This is a genomic window from Streptomyces sp. C, assembly GCF_000158895.1.
Classification (GTDB): Bacteria; Actinomycetota; Actinomycetes; order Streptomycetales; family Streptomycetaceae; genus Streptomyces; species Streptomyces racemochromogenes.
In genome coordinates, this window is the sequence record NZ_GG657750.1 from 5,032,820 (window position 1) to 5,053,625 (window position 20,806).

The window sequence follows — 20,806 nt, forward strand, 5'->3', positions numbered from 1 at the left end:
CCGCACAGGGGCCGCCCCTTCGTCGTGCCGTGACCGGCCACCCCCTAGCGGGCGCGGTCGAAGTCGACGTCGCTGTAGGCGCGCAGCTTCGACAGGCGGTGCGTGGAGTCGATCTGCCGGATCGTGCCCGACTTCGAGCGCATGACCAGCGAGGACGTGGTCGCGGTCTCCGAGCGGTAGTGGACGCCGCGCAGCAGCTCGCCGTCCGTGATGCCGGTGGCGACGAAGAAGACGTTCTCGCCGGACACCAGGTCGTTCGTGGTCAGCACGCGGTCCAGGTCGTGGCCGGCGTCGATGGCCTTCTGGCGCTCGGCCTCGTCCTTGGGCCACAGCTTGCCCTGGATGACGCCGCCGAGGCACTTTATGGCGCAGGCGGAGATGATGCCCTCGGGGGTGCCGCCGATGCCCATCAGCAGGTCGACGCCGGTGCCCTCGCGGACGGCCATGACCGAGCCGGCGACGTCGCCGTCGGAGATGAACTTGATCCGGGCGCCGGTCTCGCGGATCTCCTTGACGATGCCCTCGTGGCGGGGGCGGTCCAGGATGACGACCGTGACGTCCTCGGGGGCGATGTTCTTGGCCTTGGCGACGCGGCGGATGTTCACCGAGACGGGGGCGTTGATGTCGACGAAGTCGGCGGCCTCGGGGCCGGTGACCAGCTTGTCCATGTAGAAGACCGCAGACGGGTCGAACATGGTGCCGCGGTCGGCGGCGGCCAGGACGGCGATGGCGTTGGGCATGCCCTTGGCGTTGAGCGTGGTGCCGTCGATCGGGTCGACGGCGATGTCGACCTCGGCACCGGTGCCGTCGCCGACGCGCTCGCCGTTGAAGAGCATCGGGGCTTCGTCCTTCTCGCCCTCGCCGATGACGACGACGCCGTTCATCGAGACGGTGGAGATCAGGGTGCGCATCGCGTTGACCGCGGCGCCGTCGGCGCCGAGCTTGTCGCCACGGCCGACCCACCGGCCCGCGGCGAGGGCCGCGGCCTCGGTGACCCGTACGAGTTCCAGGGCGAGGTTGCGGTCAGGCGAGTCGGGGGCGACTTCGAGCTGGGGCGGCAGGTTGTGCTCGGTCATCGGAGCGCACCTTTCTGTACGACGACGGCCGGGATGTGAGGGTGCTGGAACTCTATCGGTTCATCGACATATTGAGCAGACCGGGTCACGTATGAGCGGTATATCGGTGATGTCGTACGGCTGAGCGGACACCCCGGCCGCTGATCGCCCACGGCGATGCGGGACGATGGTGCCGTGGCAGGTATGAAAGGCAAGCAGACGGTCTGGGACATGGTCCGGTCGCTGGCGGTGATCGGCGTGGTCGTGGCGGGCATCTACATATTCGTCCCCCATGACGAGGATGCCGACCCGACGCGCACGGTGGACTACCGCGTGGAGACCATCACGGCCCGGCGCGCCGCGCCCTACCCGGTGGCGGCCCCGGTGGGCCTTCCGGAGCAGTGGCGGGCCACCTCGGTCACCTTCGAGCGCAAGAACGCGAACGCCTGGCACCTCGGCTTCCAGGACCCGGAGAAGCAGTACGTGGCGGTGGAGCAGTCCACCGACGCCTCCGCCAAGAACGTGGCCAAGCTCACCCAGCAGGCGAAGGCCACCGGGCAGACCCAGCAGGTCGGCGACCGGGCCTGGGAGCGCTGGGACGGCGAGAAGTACGACGCGCTCGTGCGGCAGGAGCAGGGCTACGTGACCGTGGTGACGGGCACGGCCGGCTTCGAGGGGCTCGGCGCGATGGCGGCGGCGCTGGAGTTCAAGCAGGGGCAGCAGGCCCCGTAGCGGCCGAGCCGCGCGTGCGGCGCACGGCCGGAAGGACGAGGAGAGGCCGCCCGCCCCGGGATCCCGGGGCGGGCGGCCTCTCGTGTCGCGTCGTGCTTCCTGTCCGTGCCGGTGCTCAGACGGCGCGGGCGGCTCAGACGGTGGTGATGACCTGGTCGAAGTCCAGGCGCGGGGAGCGCGGGAACCAGGCGTTCTCGCCCGGCTTGCCGATGTTGACGACCATCAGCGGGGTGTGGTCGGCGTCCAGGAACTCCTTCTGCACGCCGGCGAAGTCCACGCCGGTCATCGGGCCGGCGGCCAGGCCGGCGGCGCGGACGCCGATGATGAAGTACGCGGCCTGGAGGGCACCGTTCAGCAGGGCGGCCCGCTCGCGGACCGGGCGCTCGGAGAAGAAGGCGTCCTTGGCCTGCGGGAAGTGCGGCAGCAGCTGGGGGAGCTCCTCGTGGAACTCGTTGTCCGCGGAGAGGATGGCGACCAGCGGGGCGGCGGCCGTCTTGGCCTTGTTGCCCTCTTCCATGTGCTTGACGAGGCGCTCGCGGGCCTCGGCGGAGCGGACGAGGGTGATGCGCAGCGGGGTCTGGTTGAAGGCGGTGGGGCCGAACTTCACGAGGTCGTAGATGGCCTGGACCTGCTCCTCGGTCACCGGCTCGTCGGAGAACGAGTTGGCGGTGCGGGCCTCGCGGAACAGCAGGTCCTGGGCAGCGGCGTCGAGCACGAGAGACATCGGTAAGCCTTCTTCTATGCGGTGGTGAAGCGATGGCTCCGACTCTACGGCGAAAGTAGATTAAATTTCAACTACTTGCGGGGGTGGGGGGTGCGGGTCACTCCTCGCGGCCGTTCCCGTCGCCCCCGGCGGCCGCCTCGCGGGCGGCCAGTGCCGAGTCCAGCCGGGCGCGGGCCCCTTCGAGCCAGTGCCGGCAGACCTTCGCCAGCTCCTCGCCGCGCTCCCAGAGGGCCAGGGACTCCTCCAGGGAGGTGCCGCCCGCCTCCAGCTTGCGGACGACCTCGACGAGCTCGTCCCGTGCCTGTTCGTACCCCAGCGCCGTATCGGTGTCGGTCATTTCCTTGGGTCCCATCGTAGGTGTGTGATGCGTCTGATTAGCGTGGAATATGTCGGTTTTCGAGGGGTCCTGGACCGGCGGTCGAGCCACCTTCCAGCGCCGCCTCCGGGACCTGCGGCGGAGCCGCCGACGGCCCCGCCGGCACAGCCGTCCCGGCGACCGTCACCGTGAACCCGCCCGCCGCCACCCGGGCCCGCAGCGCCTCGCCCTCCGCGACCTCCGAAGCCGCCCGCACCACGTGCCCGTCCGCCCGCTGGAGCACCGCGTACCCGCGCTCCAGGGTGGCCGCCGGCGACAGGGCGACGACCCGGGCGAGGGTGTGCTCCAGCTCGGAGTCGGCCCGGTCCAGCAGGTGCCCGAGCGTGCGCCGGCTGCGGGCCAGCAGCGCCTCCAGCTCGTCCTCCCGTACCTCCACCATCCGCCGCGGGTGCACGAACACCGGGCGCGCCAGCGCGTGCGCCAGGCCCCGCTCCTCCCGGTCCAGCAGCCCGCGCAGCGCCCGCAGCCCCCGCTCCTGGAGCTGGCGCACCCGCTGGAGCTCCTCACCGACGTCCGGGACCACCTTCTTGGCCGCGTCCGTGGGCGTGGAGGCCCGCAGGTCCGCGACCAGGTCCAGCAGCGGGGAGTCCGGCTCGTGCCCGATCGCCGACACCACCGGCGTACGGGCGGCCGCGACCGTCCGCACGACCTCCTCGTCGGAGAACGGCAGCAGGTCCTCCACGCTGCCGCCGCCCCGCGCCACGATGATCACGTCCACGTCGGGCCGCGCGTCCAGCTCCTTGACCGCCTGCACCACCTGGGGCACCGCGTGCACCCCCTGCACCGCCACGTTGCGCACCTCGAAGCGGACCGCCGGCCAGCGCCGCCGGGCGTTCTCCAGTACGTCCCGCTCGGCCGCCGAGGCCCGCCCCACCACCAGGCCGATCAGCTGCGGCAGGAACGGCAGCGGCTTCTTGCGGTCCAGGGCGAAGAGCCCCTCGGCGGCCAGCGACCGCTTCAGCCGCTCCAGGCGCGCCAGCAGCTCCCCGATCCCGACCGGGCGGATCTCGGTCACCCGCAGGGACAGCTGCCCGCGCGGGGCGTACCACTCCGGCTTGGCCAGGACGACGACCCGCGCGCCCTCGGAGACCACGTCCGCGACCTCGTCCCAGACCTGGCGGAAGCAGGTCACGCTGACCGAGATGTCGTGCGAGGGGTCGCGCAGCGTCAGGAACACCACCCCGGCCCCCGGCCGCCGGGACAGCTGCGTGATCTGCCCCTCCACCCACACCTGGCCCAGGCGGTCGATCCAGCCCCCGATGAGCCGGGACACCTGGCCGACCGGCAGCGGCGCATCAGCCGACGTATTCAGACCCATGCAGGCAGGCTAACCGCCCCCGCTGACAGCGTCTCAGGCCCGGGGCCGGGTGTCGGCGCCCACGGGACCCCGCCCGCGCTGTACGAGGAGCACCGTCAGGCCCGCCAGCAGCCACGCCGCCCCCACCAGCTGCGCCGTCCACGAGGCCTCCACGATCACGGCCACCGTCACCGCCGCCCCCAGCACCGGCACCACCAGGTGCTTCCACCACACCGGCGCCCCCGCGCGCCGCCGGACCACGAACCACCCCACCACCGACGCGTGCAGCAGGGTGAACGCCACCAGCGCCCCCACGTCCACCACGGAGACCAGGTGGTCGAGGCCGTCGTCGCGGCGGGCCGCCCACACCGCCGCCACCAGCGTCACCGCCGCCGCCACCAGCAGCGCCGCCCGCGGGGTGCCGCCCGAGGTGCGCGCCAGCGCACGCGGCAGCCGCCGCTCCCGGGCCATCGCGAACAGCAGCCGCCCGGCCGCCGCCTGCCCGGCCAGCGCCGCGAAGGCCGCCCCGATCGCCTTGCTCACCGCCACCAGGTCGTGCAGCCAGGACCCGACCGAGGCCTCGACCGCGTCGTAGAAGGCCGGCCCCTGCCGCCCCGGGTCGGCCGCCAGCTCCGCCGAGGACACCGGGGACAGCAGGGCCGCGAGGTAGGTCTGCGCGACGAACAGCACCCCGGTCAGCGCCAGGCAGAACAGCACCGCCCGGGCCACCCGGGCACTGCCCCCGGTGACCTCCTCCGCGAAGGAGGCGATGGCGTCGAAGCCCAGGTACGACAGGACGGCCACGGACACCGCGCCCAGCACGGCCGCCGCCGAGAAGCCCAGCGGGCCGTCCCCGGTCAGCGGCGACAGCCAGCCGCGCCGGGCCCCGTCCCGGGCCAGCACGGTCACCGCCGCCACCAGGAACACCAGCAGCACCGCGATCTCCATGGCCAGCACGGCGAAGCCCACCCGCGCGGCCGCCCGTACGCCCCACAGGTTCAGCGCCGTGGTGGCCACCACCGCCAGGGCCGTCCACACCCACCGCGACACCTCCGGGACCAGCGCGTGCATCGCGATCCCGGAGAACAGGTACGCCACCGCCGGGATCAGCAGGTAGTCGAGCATCGCCATCCAGCCCGCGATCAGCCCCGCCCCCTCGCCGAGCCCCTTGCGGGCGTAGGTGAAGACCGAGCCGGCCTGCGGGGCCACCCGCACCATCTGCGCGTACGAGAAGGCCGTGAACGCCATCGCCACGGTCGCGACGGCGTACACGAGGGCCACCGCTCCGTGCGACTTCGCGTCGAGGGTGCCGAAGACCCCCACCGGGGCCATGGGGGCGATGAAGAGCAGCCCGTAGACCACCAGGTCCCGGAAGCCCAGGCTCCGGCGCAGCGCCGCGGGGGCCGCCGTGCTGGAATCCGTAGCGGAAGCCATCGATCCTCCGGGGGACGGTCGGTACGTACGTTCGACCAAGTCTGTGCCGAACGGGCGACGTCCGGCCTGCTGGAGACCCCCGTACGATGGAGCACATGACTGCTGCCGCCCCTGCTCCCGCCGCCCGCCGCGTCCTGCTCGCCGCCCCCCGCGGTTACTGCGCGGGCGTGGACCGTGCCGTGATCGCCGTCGAGAAGGCCCTGGAGCAGTACGGTGCTCCCGTCTACGTCCGCCACGAGATCGTGCACAACAAGTACGTGGTCCAGACGCTGCAGAAGAAGGGCGCCGTCTTCGTCGAGAAGACGGAGGAGGTCCCGCCGGGCAACATCGTGATGTTCTCCGCGCACGGCGTGGCGCCGGTGGTGCACGAGGAGGCGGCGCGCGGCCGGCTCGCGACCATCGACGCGACCTGCCCGCTGGTCACCAAGGTCCACAAGGAAGCCGTCCGCTACGCCAACGAGGACTTCGACATCCTCCTCATCGGCCACGAGGGCCACGAGGAGGTCATCGGCACCTCCGGCGAGGCCCCGGACCACATCACCATCGTCGACGGACCCGACGACGTGGCCAAGGTCGAGGTCCGCGACGAGTCCAAGGTCGTCTGGCTCTCCCAGACCACCCTCTCGGTCGACGAGACCATGGAGACCGTCGACGCGCTGAAGACGAAGTTCCCGCTGCTCGTCTCCCCGCCCAGCGACGACATCTGCTACGCCACCTCGAACCGGCAGGCCGCCGTCAAGGTGATGGGCGCCGACTCCGACCTCGTCATCGTCGTCGGCTCCAAGAACTCCTCGAACTCCATCCGCCTCGTCGAGGTCGCCCTCGACGCCGGCGCGAAGGCCGCCCACCTGGTCGACTTCGCCAGCGAGATCGACGAGGCCTGGCTGGACGGCGTCACCACCGTCGGCCTGACCTCGGGCGCCTCGGTCCCGGAGGTCCTCGTCGAGGAAGTCCTCGAATGGCTCGCCCAGCGCGGCTACGCGGACGTGGAGATCGTCAAGACCGCCGAGGAGCACATCACCTTCTCGCTGCCCAAGGAGCTGCGCCGCGACCTGCGCGCCGAGGCCGCGGAACTGGTCGCCGAGAAGTAAGTCCTCGTACCGTATGCCCATGCAGATCTTCGGTGTGGACATCGGCGGTTCCGGCATCAAGGGCGCTCCCGTGGACCTGGCCCGCGGCGAGCTGGCACAGGAGCGCCACAAGGTACTCACCCCGCACCCGGCCACCCCCGAAGGGGTGGCCGGGTGCGTCGCGGAGGTGGTCGGCGCCTTCTCCTGGGACGGTCCCGTCGGGGTCACCTTCCCGGGCGTGGTCACGGGGGGCGTCACCCGCACGGCGGCCAACGTCGACCCGGGCTGGATCGGCCTCGACGCGGCGGCCCTGCTCTCCGCCCGGCTGGACGGCAGGCCGGTCACGGTCCTCAACGACGCCGACGCGGCGGGCGTCGCCGAGATGACGTACGGGGCGGGGCGCGGGGTGGCGGGCACGGTGCTCCTGCTCACCCTGGGCACGGGCATCGGCAGCGCGCTCTTCCAGGACGGCCGGCTCGTACCGAACACGGAGCTGGGCCACCTGGAGCTCAAGGGCCACGACGCGGAGACGCGGGCCTCGGTGAAGGCCAAGGAGGACGGGGACCTCAGCTGGGAGCGCTGGGCGCACCGGCTGCAGAAGTACCTGGCCCACGTGGAGATGCTCTTCTCCCCGGACCTGTTCATCCTGGGCGGCGGCGTCAGCCGCAAGCCGGAGAAGTTCCTGCCGCTGATCAAGGGGATCCGGGCGGAGATCGTCCCCGCGCAGCTCCAGAACGACGCGGGGATCGTCGGCGCGGCGATGGCCGCGCGCGACGGGGCGGCCCGGTAGCTCAGTAGGCCGTCCTGGCACGCTGCTGCCGGGCGGCCCGCTTGCGCCCGCTCAGGGCGGCCCGGCGCACCAGCGCGATCAGCCCGGCGGCCAGCGTGCCCGCGTAGAGCCACCCGGCGTGCAGGGACAGCGCGGACACCACCCCCATCAGCTGCCCGCCGAAGCCGCCGGAGCCGCCCGAGACGGGCCACACCCCGGCGGCGAAGGCGATGGGGGCCGAGATCGGCGCGGTGACCAGGTCCGCCGGCCGCACCCACACGCCGACCGCGGCGGAAACGGGCAGGAAGAGCAGCCCGTACGCGAAGAGCGAGGAGCCGAAGAGCAGCCGGCAGACCCCCGCGACCAGCAGCATCGCCAGGCAGGCGAACAGCCCGGCGCCGAACCCGGTCAGCATGGGCCGGGGCAGCCGGCGGGGCGCGGCGGGGCGCCGCGACTGGGCGGGCACCCGGGCGGGCACCCGGGCGGACACCTGGGGGTGACGTACCGAACGCATCCTGTATTGCTCCACCCCACCAAACTAGGCGGGAAGGGCCCCGAATCCGGGCGCGGACACGCGTACGTCCACCCCCGCTCATCGGAAAGTAAACTGTCGGGTGGCCCACCTCCGGGCCGCCGCCCCCTCCAGCTACGGGAAGTCGCCAACGTGTCGCTCACGATCGGAATCGTCGGCCTGCCGAATGTCGGCAAGTCGACCCTGTTCAACGCCCTGACCAAGAACGACGTGCTGGCGGCCAACTACCCGTTCGCCACCATCGAGCCGAACGTGGGCGTCGTCGGCGTCCCGGACCCGCGCCTGGGCGTCCTGGCCGGCATCTTCGGCTCGCAGAAGGTCCTCCCGGCCACGGTCGACTTCGTCGACATCGCCGGCATCGTGCGCGGCGCCTCGGAGGGCGAGGGCCTGGGCAACAAGTTCCTGGCGAACATCCGCGAGTCCGACGCGATCTGCCAGGTCATCCGCGCCTTCAAGGACGAGAACGTCGTCCACGTCGACGGCAAGGTCTCGCCCAAGGACGACATCGAGACGATCAACACCGAGCTGATCCTCGCCGACCTCCAGTCCATCGAGAAGGCCGAGCCGCGCCTGACGAAGGAGTCCCGTCTCCAGAAGGAGAAGGTCGCGGTCCTGGCGGCGGTCGTCGAGGCCAAGAAGATCCTCGAAGCCGGCGACACCCTCTTCTCCAAGGGCATCACCAAGGGCACGGAGCAGGGCGACCTCCTCCACGAGCTCCACCTCCTCACCACCAAGCCGTTCCTCTACGTCTTCAACGTGGACGAGGACGAGCTGACGGACGAGGCCTTCAAGGCGGAGCAGGCCGCCCTGGTCGCCCCGGCCGAGGCGATCTTCCTGAACGCGAAGCTGGAGGCGGACCTCGCGGAGCTCGACGACGAGGAAGCCCTGGAGCTCCTCCAGTCGGTCGGCCAGGACGAGCCCGGCCTCGCCACCCTCGGCCGCGTCGGCTTCGCCACCCTGGGCCTCCAGACGTACCTGACGGCCGGCCCGAAGGAAACCCGCGCCTGGACCATCAAGCAGGGCGCCACCGCCCCCGAGGCGGCCGGCGTGATCCACACCGACTTCCAGCGCGGCTTCATCAAGGCCGAGGTCATCTCCTTCGCGGACCTGGTCGAGTGCGGCTCGGTCACCGAGGCCCGCGCGAAGGGCAAGGCCCGCATGGAGGGCAAGGACTACGTCATGCAGGACGGCGACGTGGTGGAGTTCCGCTTCAATGTGTAGTCGTGCACATACTGCACGTTAGGCGTTGAGTCAAACGCGCAAGTCGGAAGGGGTCGGGCTCTGTCGAGTCCGACCCCTTCGTCGTCACCGTGCTGGATGGGTGCTGGATATTCTGACGTGTGGTCAGCGGCAATCAGGTGTCGTAGACGGTGGACCGGTGTCCCACGTGAACGAGCCAGACCACCAGTTCCCCGTTGTCGATCGTGTAGAGGACGCGGTAGTCGCCGACCCGTAGCCGTCGGCGGTCTGGCTGGGACACGAGTGCGGTGGTGTTGAAGCCGAGCGGATCGCTTTCCAGCTCGGTCAGCCTGGCCAGGATGCGCAGCGCCATGTCGCGAGGGATCTTCCGAAGTTCGGCCTGCGCCTCGGGGCGGAAGACGGTTCGGTACTCACTCACTGCGCGCCAGCGTCTCCCTCATGATGTCCTCGATCGGGATGCCGGGCGCGGGGTTGGCCATGCGCTCGTCGATGATCCGATTGATTTCGCGCTCTTCCCACTCCTGGTACTTGCGCAGTACCTCGATGGAGACAACGGCGGCGACTTCCTTGCCGCGGCGCGTGATCACCGTGGGTACGTCGTCGCGGTCCGCGCGCTCCACGACCTCCGCCAGGTGGGCGCGCACGTCGCGGATGGACTCTATGGGCAGCGGCTGCGTCATGCGCCCAAGGGTACCGAGTGTCCCATGTGTACACAACGAGGCGGTGGCGGTGGGCAGGCCGCCTCGCCGCGGTCGCGTGTGCTGGATGTGCTGGATGAACGCGCACCGTGCTGGATCAGTGCTGGATGAGGACTCCGAAAACCGCGTTTTCGCAGGTCGGAGCGGCAAGCCGGAACCCTTGAAGTACCACCTGCCCGGCGCGTGGTCGCGGCGGATCGACGACGAGCACCGCCTCGTCTACCTGGTGACCGACAAGGAGATCGTCGTTCTCGCGGCCAGGTACCGCTATTGAGAGCGACGGTGTCGGACGTACTCGCTTCGCTGCCGTACGGAGGTACAGTGATCGGCTCGGAGCCTGCGAGCGGGGGGACCGTTGATGAGCACGACAGGAGCGGCAGGGGCTCGTATCGAGGACGCGGGGAACGTTCTGGTCGCGCCGCCGGGGGGCGGTGATCCCGTCGGGGGGTTCTTCGGGGCCGTGGTCACGGCCGAGGAGGTCGCGGCCGGGGGGCTCGACCTCGCCGGGAAGACCGTTTACCTGTGCGGTGACCTCGCTGCCGTCGATGCCCGGCAACTGGAGCGGGCGGAGCGGGTGTTCGTCGTGCGGGAGTTCCAGCGCGGGGACGGCGCAGGGTCCTGGGTCCCCGTCGGGCTCGGGCGGGTTCCCGTTCGGGTGCACGGGGCCGGGGTGTACTACCCGCGGTTCTTCGAGCCCGGGGACGGCCACTTCGGGCGGATCCGTGCGGAGCACGAGTTCCAGTCGCTGACGGAGTCCACCAAGCCCGGAACGGCCCACCGCAGCGGGATCTACCTGACGCCCGTCACGCGGAACGGCGAGGAGCTGCACTTCCGGCTGCTGCGCTGCTCCACGAACCTCTCCGGGCCGACCGAGGGCTTCGGCCCGACCGACACGGAGATCGTCGACGCCCTGAACCGCGAGGCCGCGACCGTGTTCCGCGACCACGCGCCGCTGAACCACGTACTCGCGCAGATCTACCGCAACACCCCTGCCGTGGAAGGGCGCAAGCAGTCCAAGGCCCGGATTTCGGCCCACGCCGACAAGACCAAGGACATGCCCGCCGGCGGCATCATGGCCTTCTGCACCTTCTACGAAGGTCTGGACCGGCTGGAGCCCCTGGACGGGGACCCGTTCGACCGGGGAGTGAAGGGGGTCAGCGGGCTGACCCGGCTCCGGTTCCGGCTCAAGGATCCGGCTGGAGGAGGTGGTGCGGCCGGACTGGTCGAGGAGTTCAGCGTGACCCTCCATCCCGGCTCCGTGTTCTTCATGCCGCTGTCCACCAACCGCCTGTACACGCACGAGATCCGGCCCTCGGCGCTGGACGCCGGGCTGCTGCCGACCCGGCTGGGGTACGTGGTGCGCTGTTCGAGCGCCGAAGCCGTCCACAAGGACGGCGCCACGTTCCTCAAGAAGCCCGGCGGGCCGGTGGAGCTGGGGCCGCCCACGCCCGAGGGCATGGACGAGCTGCGGAGGCTGTACGCCGAGGAGAACAGGACCGCGTCCGCCATCGACTACGGCGACGGGTTCCTCTTCAGCATGAACGCGGGAGACTACGTTGCCCCTCGGATCTAGGGTCCCGGACGGGATCGTCGCCTTCGCCTTGCCGCCCGGGGAGGACCTCTTCGCGGAGCTGCTCGCCTCGATCCGGTGGGAGGACGTGGGCAAGGGCCGGCAGGGCGCCGTGCTCACCGCCCCCGACGAGTCGGGGGCGGTGCCCCTCGTACGCACCACCACCCGCTACGGCAGTCCGGCGCAGCGCTTCCGGCCGGTGCACGAGCGGCTGGCGCGGCGGATCCGGGAGCACCTGGCGCTCCCGGCCGACTTCAACAACGCCCTGATCGAGAACTACACCGACGCCTACCGGACCATGGGCGGCCACAGCGACCAGGCCCTCGACCTGGCCGACGGTTCGTTCATCGCCCTGTACTCCTGCTACCGGGATCCCGACGCGGGCCGGCCGAGGAAGTTGATGTTCGAAGCCAAGGGGGACGGGGGCGAGACGTTCGAGATCCCCCTCGACCACAACGGCGTCGTCGCGTTCTCCGTCGCCTCGAACTGCCGGTACCGGCACAGGATCGTGCTGGACGCGCCCGCCCCGGCGGGGGACAACCGGTGGCTGGGCGTGACCTTCCGGACCTCGAAGACCCTCGTCCGGTTCCGCGACGGACACGCCCACCTCCCCGGGGGCGCGCGCCTCGTGCCGGCCGACGAGGACCAGAGCCGGGAGTTCTACCGGATGCGGCGCCGCGAGAACCACGAGACGGACTTCGCCTACCCGCCGCTGGCGTACACCGTCAGCGGGAGCGATCTGCTGCCGCCCGTCTGACACGTACCCCTGCGTGTTCCCGCAGTGCGGGTTCACCACCCCCGCGAGACGTTGAAGGGGTGACGGGTGCCGCGTGAACATGGTGTTGGCAGTCCAGTCCAGTCCAGTCCAGTCCAGTCCGGCGCAGTCCGGTCCGGCATCCATGAGGGGCACCATGTACCGCTTCGCCGTCGTCCCCGTTCCCGCCGCCGTCCTGATCGCCCCGTCGGCCAGTGACATCGGGTGGGGCGTCACCAGGCCGGCCTGATCCGAGACACCCTTCAGGCGGAGCGGGCCGGGGCCGGCTCTTCCGGGGCGTCGTCGAGGAGTGCCGACTTGGCTATCAGGTAGCCCAGTTGGGCCCGGCTGCGGCTGCCCAGCCGCGTGGACATCCGCGCCACGTACTCCTGGCAGCGGCGCACGCTGATGCCGAGCCGCGCGGCGGTCACCGAGTCGGTGTCACCGGCGACGATGTGCCGCATGATGGCCCGTTCCAGGTCGTCGGTGATGCGGGTCGTGGCCCGGTCGCGGCCGGGCGGGGTGAAGGGGACGGCCCTGGTCCACGAGCGTTCGAAGAGGGCCACGAGGAACGAGACCACGGCCGGGGCGCGGATCTCCGCGGCCACCCGGCCCTCGTCGTCCTCGGGGATGAACGCCACCGTCCTGTCGAAGACGATCAGCCGGTCGAAGTTCTCGTCCAGCGTGGCCACCCGGGCGCCGCGCTGCTGGACGGTGTGCACGAACCTGCGCGTTGCCGCGCTGGACCGGGCGTTGTGCTGGTAGATCGTCTTCATCCGCACCCCGCGGTCCAGCATCTCCAGCGTGGCGGGCAGCGACTCGCTGAGGACGGCTTCGGACCTGCCCCCGCCGGGCTGTGAGGTGAGCACCTCGAAGCGGCATTCCCGGGCCGCCAGCCGGATGGCGGCGTTGATGTTCGGGTGGTCGGTGTGCGTCACGTACCCGTAGGTGTTCCGCAGCCGGCTGTTCCGGTATTCGGCGACCACCGGACCCAATTCGTCCCGGAGTCGCAGCAGGTTGATCGCCGACCGGGCGGAGTTCTCCAGGATCTCGGCCACGACGTGGCTGCCGATCGTCTCGGGATTCACGGGAGTGAAGCCGCTGCTGCTCCGGTCGTCCGGAACCGCGAGGCCGGAGGAGAGGAGTCTTTCCAGCGAATCCTCGCGGGCCTCGGGAGACCGTTCCCCGCCGGCGAAATCAGGAGTCGCGGGCGGATGGGACGCCGAATCCTGTGCGAGCAGCTCTCGGTAGAGCTGAATGTCCTGGGATCGGAGTGATTCGAGAGGTGTACCGAACGTAGGCGTCATCGGGTGTTCCCCCATGCTGGCAACTGGCGCTCCCGCCCAGGCTAGTTGCCTCGAATCCGGCCGGCCTCGGGGCAGACTGGAGCCTTTGGTCACGTCTTCGGGTGGGATGTGAATTCGGCCGGAGGGTGTGATTCCAATTTTTCCGCGTGTTCCTGCGGTGCAGGTTTCCGAACCGGTTTCCTGACTTGTCCGGGTGCTTCCCCTCCGGTCAGCATCGGTGCTGTCGCATTCATCGCGGCAATGTCGAAGCAACCGATAAAGGGAGTTCGTGGTGACGACCGAGGCAATACGTTCACAGAGCTCGGCCGCTGATATCAATCCTCCGTACAGGTACTTCTCGGACGAGGAGCTCGGGCAGGCCCTGGACGTCCACACGGCGAGCGAGATCAAGCTCTTCCTGGAGTCCTGGGAGGAAATGCCCGTCGACGCCTACATGAAGGACGGCGCGGACTACCGCCGCCGCCGTCACGGCCTCTTCCACTTCTCCGGCGGGGAACTCGTGCAGGACCCGCCGCGGGCCTTCCACCAGTCCGCCGAGGTGAACTCCCTGCACGGCGGCGTCGACCGGCACTTCCCCCCGCTGGCCGACGACGTGGCCGCCGGCGGAGTGCTGCACACCCTCATCCGGTTCTTCGCCGAGCGGGTGCCCGGCGACCTGGACCCGGCCACCACCGGGGTCGGCGTCCACCAGATCCGCATCACCGCGACCCGCGACGCCAAGGGCCTCCCGGCCCCCGAGGGCGTGCACGAGGACGGCCACCACTACGTGGCGCAGGTCCTGATGCGCCGCACCGACGTCGAAGGGGGCGAGTCGCAGCTGTACGACCGCGACCGCCGCCCCCTCCACAGCACCACGCTGCTCCGTCGGTTCGAGTCGATCGTGATCGACGACCGCAGGGTCTTCCACGGAGTCTCCGCCATCGAGCCGGCCTCCGGGGTCCGCCAAGGCGTCCGCGACATGCTGCTGATCGACTACTTCCCGCTCCCGGCCGACGGCTCCGCCGACTGACCGACCGCACCCCCCGACCGCCGCCGCCCCGCCCCGCCACCCGGGAAAGACGCCATGAACGACTTCACCAGGCACCTCCAGTCACGGCTGCCCGCCGCCCGCACCGACGTGCGGACCCGAACCGCCTACACCTCCGACGCCTCGATCTACCGCGTCATGCCGACCGCGGTGCTGGAGCCCCGGGACGAGGAGCAGGTGGCCGTCGCCGTGGGCATCGCCACCGAACACGGCGTCGGCATCACCTGCCGGGGCGGCGGCACCTCCATCGCCGGAAACTCCATCGGCACCGGGCTGATCCTCGACTTCTCCCGGTACATGAACCGCATCGACGAACTCGACCCGGAGGCCCGCACCGCCACCGTCCAGCCCGGCGTCGTCCTCGGCACCCTCCGGGACCGGGCCGCCGCCCACGGCCTCACCGTCGGACCCGACCCCTCCACGTACTCCCGCTGCACCATCGGCGGAATGATCGGCAACCACGCCTGCGGCGCCCACTCGGTGGCCTGGGGCACCACCGCCGACATCACCCAGGAGGTCGACCTGCTCCTCGCCGACGGCCGCCGGATCCACGCCGGCCACGGCTCCAGCGGCGACGCCGACATCGACCGCCGTCTCAAGCGGCTGCGCGACCACCACCTCGCACCGCTGCGCACCGAACTCGGCCGCTTCGGCCGCCAGGTGTCCGGGTACGGGCTGGGCGCCCTGCTGCCCGAGAAGGGCTTCCACGTCGCCCGCTCGCTCGTGGGCACCGAGGGCACCTGCGGAGTCCTGCTCGGCGCGAAGATCGCCCTCACCCCGCTGCCGGCCGCCCGGGTGCTCCTCGTCCTCGGCTTCCCCGACGTCTACGCGGCCGCCGACTGCGGCGCCTCGCTGGCCAAGGCCGGCGCGCTGACCGTCGAGGGGCTGGACGCACCCCTCGTCGAGGCGCTGCGCTCGCGCGGCGGCCGCGCCCCCGGCATCGACCTGCTCCCGCGCGGCGAGGCCTGGCTGTACTGCGAGATCGAGGGCACCGGCGAGGCCGACGCGATCGCCAACGCCGAACGCCTCGCCCGCGAGACCGGGGCCACCAGCTTCGTCACCGCCGACGCCGAGCAGACCGCCGCCATCTGGTCCATCCGCCGCAACGGCGCCGGCATCGCCACCCGCATGGCCGACGGCCGCCAGGCCTGGCCCGGCTGGGAGGACTCCGCCGTCCCGCCGGAACGGCTCTCCGGATACCTGAAGGACCTGCACGCCCTCATGGCGGAACACGAGCGGACCGGCACCATCACCGGGCACTTCGGCGAGGGCTGCCTGCACGTACGCGTCGACTGGGAACTCGGCACCGAACAGGGCATCGCCGCCTACCGGGAGTTCATCACGGCCGCCGGCGACCTCGTCGTCGCGCACGGCGGCTGCGCCTCCGGCGAGCACGGCGACGGCCGCGCCCGCTCCGAGCTGCTGGCCCGTACGTACTCGCCCGAACTCATGGGCGCCTTCGCCGCGTTCAAGGAGATCTGGGACCCGCGCAACCTGCTCAACCCCGGCATCATCGTGGACCCGGCACCCTTCGACGCCGACATCCGCCCCGGACCGGGCCGCGACCGCAACGAACTGCCCCTGGTCCAGCGCTTCGGCGCCGACCAGGGCTCGCTCACCAACGCCGTGCACCGCTGCACGGGCGTCGGCAGCTGCCGCAACGACACCGGCCACATGTGCCCCTCGTACCAGGTCACCCGCGACGAGGTGCACTCCACCCGCGGCCGCGCCCGGGTACTGAGCGAGATGCTGCGCGGCGAGACGATCACCGACGGCTACCGCTCCACCGAGGTCCTGGAAGCCCTCGACCTCTGCTTTTCCTGCAAGGCCTGCAAGAGCGACTGCTCGGTCAACGTCGACATGGCCGCGTACAAGTCGGAGTTCCTCAGCAAGCACTACGAGGGACGGCTCAGGCCCCGCGCCCACTACACCCTCGGCTGGCTTCCGGTGCTCGCCCGGCTGGCCTCCGTGGCCCCCCGTACGCTCAACCGGCTGACGCGGCGCGCGCCCGTCGCCGCCCGGCTGAGCGCCCTGGCCGGGCTGGAGAGCCGCCGGCCCCTGGTGGCACTGCCGTCCCAGACCTTCAGGCAGTGGTTCCACTACCGCAAGCCGGCCCCCGCCCCCGCACCCGCCCCCGACGCCGCCGCCGCCGAGCAGGGCGGCGCCGGCACCGTCGTCCTGTGGCCCGACACCTTCAGCAACCTCCTCGACCCCCGCGGAGCCCAGGCCGCCACCCGGGTCCTGGAAGCCATGGGATACGAGGTCGTCCTGCCCGACGGCCCCGTCTGCTGCGGCCTGACCTGGCACTCCACCGGCCAGCTCGGCGCCGCCCGGGCCGTCCTCGGCCGCTCGGTGGGCGCCCTGCGCGAGCACCTCGAAGCGGGCCGGACCGTCATCGGGCTGGAACCCTCCTGCACGCAGACCCTGCGCGAGGAGGCCGCCGAACTGCTGCCCGACTCGCCCGTCGTGCGCAGGCTCTCCCGGCAGGTGCGCACCCTCGCCGAAGTGGTCGCGGAGCACGAGGGCCCCTGGCCGTTCGGGACGCTCGACCAGGACGCCGTGATGCAGCCGCACTGCCACCAGGAGGCGGGCCACGGCCACGGTCCGGAGGCCGAGGTGCTGCGCCGGCTCGGCGTCACCGCCGACGTGGTCTCCGCGGGCTGCTGCGGCATGGCCGGCAACTTCGGCTACGAACCGGGGCACTGGGACGTCTCCCAGGGCGCCGCCGAGCGCGAGCTCTACCCGAAGCTGCGGGCCGCCGGGCCGGACACCGCCGTGGTGGCCGACGGCTTCTCCTGCCGTACGCAGATCTCCCAGGAGGGCTCGCGCCGCCCCGAACACCTCGCGGAGCTGCTGCTGCGCGCCCTGCCCGGAAACACCCCCGGCAAGAACTCCGAGAACGGAAGTGGATCATGCGCATCGTAAGGTTCGAGAAGGCGGGCACGATCCGCTACGGACTCCTCGCCGACGACGAGGTCGTACCGCTCGTCAACGGCCCCTTCGGCCCCCTGGACGTGTCCGCGGACGCGCCCCGCATCCCCCTCGCCGAGGTGCGGCTGCTCGCCCCCGTCACCCCGGGGAAGGTCCTCGCCATCGGCCGGAACTACGCCGAGCACGCCGCGGAGCTCGGCAACGAGGTGCCCGAGGAGCCGCTCGTCTTCCTGATGCCGGGCAGCGCCGTCATCGGGCCCGGCGAGGCCGTCGTCAAGCCCTCCTACACCGACGAGCTCCACCACGAGGCCGAGCTCGCCGCGGTGATCGGCAAGACCTGCCGCGACCTGAAGCCGGAGGAGGTGGCCGACCACCTCCTCGGCTACACCTGCGCCAACGACGTCACCGCCCGCGACCTCCAGGGGCCGGACCGGCAGTGGTGGCGGGCCAAGGGCTCGGACACCTTCTGCCCCCTCGGCCCCTGGGTGGAGACCGAACTCGACCCCCGCGCGCTCGCGGTCCGGGCCACGGTCAACGGAGAGGTCCGCCAGGACGGCAACAGCTCCCGTATGGTGCACCCCGTCGACCGCCTGATCAGCCACATCAGTTCGGCCATGACCCTGCACCCCGGTGACGTGGTACTCACCGGCACCCCGGCGGGTGTCGGACCGCTGCGGCGCGGCGACCGGGTCACGGTCTCCGTCGAGGGGATCGGCGAGCTCACCAACCCCGTCGTCTGAACCGCGCCGCCCGACCTGGAGACACCTGCCCCATGTTGATCCTCCTCGGCGCCTTCCTGGTGCTGGCCGCCGCCTCCGTCGTACGCACCACGGCGGGCTTCGGCTTCTCCCTGGTGGCCGTCCCGCCCCTGGCGCTGCTCATCGACCCGGCGAGCGCGGTGGTGGTGGCCGGGATCATGGCCGCCCCGCTCAGCCTGTGGATAGCCGTACGCGACTGGCGTCACGTCGACCGCCGCCTGATGACGGCCACCCTGCTGTCCGGGCTGGCCGGCGTGCCGTTCGGGGTATGGCTGCTGGCCACGCTCTCCTCCCGGGTGCTGCTGTTCGTCATCACGGCGGTGGTCCTGCTGGGCACGTTCATCGTGTGGCGGAAGATCACCCTGGGCGGCGGCCTGAAGATGGTGATGGCCGTGGGCCTGTTCTCCGGAGCCTCCTTCGCCGCCACCGGCATAGACGGCCCACCGATGGTCGCCGCGTTCCAGAGCATGCGGCTGGAGCCCCGCGTCCAGCGGGCCACCCTGGGCGTGGTGTTCTCCGGCACCAGCCTGGCCGCGCTCGTCGGCTTCGGCATCAGCGGCCAGCTCACCGCGACCGTCGGGCAGATGCTCCTCGTCGGGGTACCGGCCCTGTTCATCGGGATATTCGCCGGCGAGAAGGTCTTCCACCGCCTGAACGCCGAGCGCTTCCGCCGGGTCGTCCTCGGCCTGCTGGTCGTCAGCTCCCTGTCGGTGGTCCTGCGCGTGGCCGCTGCCTGACGGGCCACCGCCCGACGTGCCCTGCCGCCGTATCCGGTTCAGACCGCCCGCAGGGCGGCGAAGAAGTCCAGCCTGGTCTCCAGCCGGGTCAGGTCGGTGCCGGTCAGCTCCTCGATGCGGGCGACGCGGTGGCGCAGCGAGTTCACGTGCAGGTGGAGCCGGGCCGCGGTCCGGGACCAGGACGCATCGCAGTCGAGGAACGCCTCCAGCGTGCCCAGCAGGTCCGTCCGGTGCAGGCGGTCGTGGTCCCGGAGCGGCCCGAGGTGGCGGTCGGCGAAGGCCCGGCGGGCGTCCGCCGGGATCAGGGGCAGCAGCGAGAGGACGTGCGCGGTCAGGTCGCCGGGGCCGCGCACGGCCACCCGGTCCGGGGCGTCCCGCGCGACCCGCAGCGCGTTGTGGGCCTCGTCCAGCGCACGGCGGGCGTCGCCGGGGTCGCCCACGGGAGTGCTGACACCGACGGACACCGCCTCGCCCGGGCCCAGCCAGCGGGCGAGGGCGGCGGCGAGCCGCCGCTGGAGGGCGGCGCAGTCGACGCCCGGCGCCGGCTCGGGCGTCAGGACCATGAGCACCGCCCGTTCGCCCTCGACCGTGGCGGCGATGTCGAGCGGTGACACCGGCGCCGGGCCGTCCGGCTCGACCAGGGCCTCCTCCAGGAGGACGCGCAGGGCCCCGGCCGGCGCCCCGTCGGCCACCACGTACTGGCAGCGCGGCCAGTGGCCGACCCCGCTGACGACGGACTGCGCCGTACTGCGCAGCCGTAGGGGGATCTTCCTCGGCCGGGACGTCGTCGCGCACCAGCTCCAGGGAGCGGCCGGCCAGGTCCCGGAGGGCCGCCTTCGCCCCCTCGTGCGCGCACCGCGCGTCGCCGAGCAGTTCACCGACCCGGTCCAGGAGCTCCGCGTCCGCCGCGGGCCACCGGGAGACGTCGGCCTCCACCACCACCAGCCAGTCGCCCAGCTCGGTGGCCGGCCCGGGCGGGCCGGCCACCGGCAGGAGGGAGTACGGGCGCTCCCCGACCGTGACCCGGTGCGGGGCCCGCTCGCCCGCCCGCCGCGCCGCGAGGTAACGCGCGGCCAGCGCCGCCGCCGTCCGCGGGTGCGGCGGCGGGTGCGCCCCGGCGATCTGGCGCCCGGTAGCGGACAGGACGCGCACGTGGAGGCCGAGGCTGTGCCGCAGGAGCTCCAGCACGGAATCGGGGGCGGCCCGGTCGGCGAGGAGCCGCCGGTGGCGTTCGACCAAGGCGGCGAGGCTGCCGACCTCCCGGCGGTGCAGGTGGCGCAGCACGTGTTCGGTGACCGCGGCGAACGAGGTCTCCGGCGGCACCGCGACGAGCGGCAGCCCGTGCCGCCGGCAGGCCCGTACGAGGTCGTGCGGAACGAGCCGGTGCTCGACCTCCCCGGCGGCCAGGGCCGTGACACCCGCCCGCGCGAGGACGCGTACGAACGGCTCGGCGTCCCCGTCCGCCCGCCACCAGGCCAGCCCGGTGAGGACGAGTTCCCCGCCGGAGAGGAACCGCCCGGGGTCGGCCAGGTCGATGACCGGGACGGCCCGGACGGCGCGGTCGAGCACCGCGTCGCCGGCGTCCGCGCCCACGAGCAGCAGCAGGCCCAGCTCGTCGGTGTCCAGGAGTTCACGCAGCCGCATGATCATGAGCCTCCCATGCTGCCGCGCATCTTCCCGTGTACGGATCACCACAGATCACAGGCGTGCCGCGGTGTGAACACACGGTCCTCCACAGGCGGCGGAGCGGGCGGTTCTGAGCGATCGGTGACTGCCCCGCCCCCCGGCCCGCTGTGTGTACTGCTCCGCGTGGCCGACGGTTTCCGGCCGCGCGG

Annotated in this window: 20 protein-coding genes and 1 pseudogene; 11 read left to right on the forward strand and 10 right to left on the reverse strand. The window is 71.9% G+C overall.

Annotated features, from left to right (window positions below):
• Positions 1–44: 44 nt before the first annotated feature.
• A complete protein-coding gene (glpX, locus tag SSNG_RS22885) occupies positions 45–1,076 on the reverse strand; it encodes a class II fructose-bisphosphatase (protein WP_007266271.1) in 1,032 nt (343 codons plus the stop codon).
• Between the two features lie 183 nt (positions 1,077–1,259).
• Here glpX and SSNG_RS22890 point away from each other — a divergent pair, with 183 nt between their 5' ends.
• Positions 1,260–1,787, forward strand: a complete 528-nt coding sequence (locus SSNG_RS22890; protein WP_206731402.1) for a DUF4245 domain-containing protein — start codon at positions 1,260–1,262, stop codon at positions 1,785–1,787.
• A gap of 133 nt (positions 1,788–1,920) precedes the next feature.
• Here SSNG_RS22890 and SSNG_RS22895 read toward each other — a convergent pair whose 3' ends face one another.
• From SSNG_RS22895 to SSNG_RS22910, 4 genes are all read right to left on the reverse strand, one after another.
• Complete coding sequence (locus tag SSNG_RS22895; RefSeq protein ID WP_007266273.1) at positions 1,921–2,511, reverse strand: malonic semialdehyde reductase; 591 nt, start codon at positions 2,509–2,511, stop codon at positions 1,921–1,923.
• A 97-nt stretch (positions 2,512–2,608) separates the two neighbouring features.
• Entirely contained in the window at positions 2,609–2,848 is a 240-nt protein-coding gene (locus tag SSNG_RS22900; protein ID WP_042801687.1) for an exodeoxyribonuclease VII small subunit, read from the reverse strand.
• 37 nt (positions 2,849–2,885) lie between these two features.
• On the reverse strand, positions 2,886–4,205 hold the full coding sequence (gene xseA, locus SSNG_RS22905; RefSeq protein WP_007266275.1) for an exodeoxyribonuclease VII large subunit: 1,320 nt from the start codon (positions 4,203–4,205) through the stop codon (positions 2,886–2,888).
• 33 nt (positions 4,206–4,238) lie between these two features.
• Positions 4,239–5,618 (reverse strand): APC family permease, encoded by a 1,380-nt coding sequence (locus SSNG_RS22910; protein ID WP_007266276.1) that lies wholly within the window; start codon positions 5,616–5,618, stop codon positions 4,239–4,241.
• Between the two features lie 86 nt (positions 5,619–5,704).
• Between SSNG_RS22910 and SSNG_RS22915 the strand changes: the two genes are divergently transcribed.
• Both SSNG_RS22915 and ppgK read left to right on the forward strand, forming a co-directional pair.
• Complete coding sequence (locus tag SSNG_RS22915; protein ID WP_007266277.1) at positions 5,705–6,709, forward strand: 4-hydroxy-3-methylbut-2-enyl diphosphate reductase; 1,005 nt, start codon at positions 5,705–5,707, stop codon at positions 6,707–6,709.
• Between the two features lie 19 nt (positions 6,710–6,728).
• Complete coding sequence (ppgK, locus tag SSNG_RS22920) at positions 6,729–7,478, forward strand: polyphosphate--glucose phosphotransferase (RefSeq protein ID WP_007266278.1); 750 nt, start codon at positions 6,729–6,731, stop codon at positions 7,476–7,478.
• A 1-nt stretch (position 7,479) separates the two neighbouring features.
• Here ppgK and SSNG_RS22925 read toward each other — a convergent pair whose 3' ends face one another.
• Positions 7,480–7,971 (reverse strand): DUF6542 domain-containing protein, encoded by a 492-nt coding sequence (locus SSNG_RS22925; RefSeq protein WP_050779706.1) that lies wholly within the window; start codon positions 7,969–7,971, stop codon positions 7,480–7,482.
• Between the two features lie 150 nt (positions 7,972–8,121).
• Here SSNG_RS22925 and ychF point away from each other — a divergent pair, with 150 nt between their 5' ends.
• Positions 8,122–9,210, forward strand: coding sequence for a redox-regulated ATPase YchF (gene ychF, locus SSNG_RS22930; RefSeq protein ID WP_007266280.1), 1,089 nt, complete (start codon positions 8,122–8,124; stop codon positions 9,208–9,210).
• 133 nt (positions 9,211–9,343) lie between these two features.
• On the opposite strand, the gene SSNG_RS22935 is transcribed toward ychF, so the two are convergent.
• Together SSNG_RS22935 and SSNG_RS22940 are read right to left on the reverse strand one after the other, a co-directional pair.
• A complete protein-coding gene (locus SSNG_RS22935) occupies positions 9,344–9,607 on the reverse strand; it encodes a type II toxin-antitoxin system RelE/ParE family toxin (protein ID WP_007266281.1) in 264 nt (87 codons plus the stop codon).
• Positions 9,600–9,869, reverse strand: a complete 270-nt coding sequence (locus SSNG_RS22940; protein ID WP_007266282.1) for a type II toxin-antitoxin system Phd/YefM family antitoxin — start codon at positions 9,867–9,869, stop codon at positions 9,600–9,602. Before SSNG_RS22940 ends, SSNG_RS22935 begins: the two co-directional genes overlap by 8 nt.
• 94 nt (positions 9,870–9,963) lie before the next feature.
• On the opposite strand from SSNG_RS22940, the gene SSNG_RS40135 reads away from it, so the two are divergent.
• The 3 genes from SSNG_RS40135 (at position 9,964) to SSNG_RS22955 (ending at position 12,214) form a co-directional block, all read left to right on the forward strand.
• Positions 9,964–10,161 (forward strand): Txe/YoeB family addiction module toxin, encoded by a 198-nt coding sequence (locus SSNG_RS40135; RefSeq protein ID WP_042801689.1) that lies wholly within the window; start codon positions 9,964–9,966, stop codon positions 10,159–10,161.
• Positions 10,162–10,245: 84 nt separating this feature from the next.
• Complete coding sequence (locus SSNG_RS22950) at positions 10,246–11,460, forward strand: hypothetical protein (RefSeq protein WP_007266284.1); 1,215 nt, start codon at positions 10,246–10,248, stop codon at positions 11,458–11,460.
• Positions 11,444–12,214 (forward strand): alpha-ketoglutarate-dependent dioxygenase AlkB, encoded by a 771-nt coding sequence (locus tag SSNG_RS22955; protein WP_007266285.1) that lies wholly within the window; start codon positions 11,444–11,446, stop codon positions 12,212–12,214. Before SSNG_RS22950 ends, SSNG_RS22955 begins: the two co-directional genes overlap by 17 nt.
• A gap of 260 nt (positions 12,215–12,474) precedes the next feature.
• Here the strand turns inward: SSNG_RS22955 and SSNG_RS22960 are convergent, their stop codons facing one another.
• A complete protein-coding gene (locus SSNG_RS22960; RefSeq protein ID WP_050779707.1) occupies positions 12,475–13,299 on the reverse strand; it encodes a hypothetical protein in 825 nt (274 codons plus the stop codon).
• Positions 13,300–13,789: 490 nt separating this feature from the next.
• Here SSNG_RS22960 and SSNG_RS22965 point away from each other — a divergent pair, with 490 nt between their 5' ends.
• The 4 genes from SSNG_RS22965 to SSNG_RS22980 are packed head-to-tail and all read left to right on the forward strand — an operon-like array spanning position 13,790 to position 18,971.
• Positions 13,790–14,527, forward strand: coding sequence for a 2OG-Fe dioxygenase family protein (locus SSNG_RS22965; protein ID WP_128637104.1), 738 nt, complete (start codon positions 13,790–13,792; stop codon positions 14,525–14,527).
• A gap of 54 nt (positions 14,528–14,581) precedes the next feature.
• Positions 14,582–17,470 (forward strand): FAD-binding and (Fe-S)-binding domain-containing protein, encoded by a 2,889-nt coding sequence (locus SSNG_RS22970; RefSeq protein WP_007266288.1) that lies wholly within the window; start codon positions 14,582–14,584, stop codon positions 17,468–17,470.
• On the forward strand, positions 17,458–18,216 hold the full coding sequence (locus SSNG_RS22975) for a fumarylacetoacetate hydrolase family protein (RefSeq protein ID WP_007266289.1): 759 nt from the start codon (positions 17,458–17,460) through the stop codon (positions 18,214–18,216). Before SSNG_RS22970 ends, SSNG_RS22975 begins: the two co-directional genes overlap by 13 nt.
• Positions 18,217–18,248: 32 nt before the next feature.
• Positions 18,249–18,971, forward strand: coding sequence for a sulfite exporter TauE/SafE family protein (locus tag SSNG_RS22980; protein WP_007266290.1), 723 nt, complete (start codon positions 18,249–18,251; stop codon positions 18,969–18,971).
• Between the two features lie 38 nt (positions 18,972–19,009).
• On the opposite strand, the pseudogene SSNG_RS38700 reads toward SSNG_RS22980, so the two are convergent.
• A pseudogene (locus SSNG_RS38700) lies at positions 19,010–20,615 on the reverse strand (PucR family transcriptional regulator).
• Positions 20,616–20,806: the final 191 nt, after the last annotated feature.

What these genes read in the sequence shown, in the direction of transcription:
- glpX (WP_007266271.1), bottom strand. Translation starts at nt 1,076, where the DNA reads ATGACCGAGCACAACCTGCCGCCCCAGCTCGAAGTCGCCCCCGACTCG.
- SSNG_RS22890 (WP_206731402.1), top strand. Translation starts at nt 1,260, where the DNA reads ATGAAAGGCAAGCAGACGGTCTGGGACATGGTCCGGTCGCTGGCGGTG.
- SSNG_RS22895 (WP_007266273.1), bottom strand. Translation starts at nt 2,511, where the DNA reads ATGTCTCTCGTGCTCGACGCCGCTGCCCAGGACCTGCTGTTCCGCGAG.
- SSNG_RS22900 (WP_042801687.1), bottom strand. Translation starts at nt 2,848, where the DNA reads ATGACCGACACCGATACGGCGCTGGGGTACGAACAGGCACGGGACGAG.
- xseA (WP_007266275.1), bottom strand. Translation starts at nt 4,205, where the DNA reads ATGGGTCTGAATACGTCGGCTGATGCGCCGCTGCCGGTCGGCCAGGTG.
- SSNG_RS22910 (WP_007266276.1), bottom strand. Translation starts at nt 5,618, where the DNA reads ATGGCTTCCGCTACGGATTCCAGCACGGCGGCCCCCGCGGCGCTGCGC.
- SSNG_RS22915 (WP_007266277.1), top strand. Translation starts at nt 5,705, where the DNA reads ATGGAGCACATGACTGCTGCCGCCCCTGCTCCCGCCGCCCGCCGCGTC.
- ppgK (WP_007266278.1), top strand. Translation starts at nt 6,729, where the DNA reads ATGCAGATCTTCGGTGTGGACATCGGCGGTTCCGGCATCAAGGGCGCT.
- SSNG_RS22925 (WP_050779706.1), bottom strand. Translation starts at nt 7,971, where the DNA reads ATGCGTTCGGTACGTCACCCCCAGGTGTCCGCCCGGGTGCCCGCCCGG.
- SSNG_RS22940 (WP_007266282.1), bottom strand. Translation starts at nt 9,869, where the DNA reads ATGACGCAGCCGCTGCCCATAGAGTCCATCCGCGACGTGCGCGCCCAC.
- SSNG_RS40135 (WP_042801689.1), top strand. Translation starts at nt 9,964, where the DNA reads ATGAACGCGCACCGTGCTGGATCAGTGCTGGATGAGGACTCCGAAAAC.
- SSNG_RS22950 (WP_007266284.1), top strand. Translation starts at nt 10,246, where the DNA reads ATGAGCACGACAGGAGCGGCAGGGGCTCGTATCGAGGACGCGGGGAAC.
- SSNG_RS22970 (WP_007266288.1), top strand. Translation starts at nt 14,582, where the DNA reads ATGAACGACTTCACCAGGCACCTCCAGTCACGGCTGCCCGCCGCCCGC.
- SSNG_RS22975 (WP_007266289.1), top strand. Translation starts at nt 17,458, where the DNA reads ATGCGCATCGTAAGGTTCGAGAAGGCGGGCACGATCCGCTACGGACTC.
- SSNG_RS22980 (WP_007266290.1), top strand. Translation starts at nt 18,249, where the DNA reads ATGTTGATCCTCCTCGGCGCCTTCCTGGTGCTGGCCGCCGCCTCCGTC.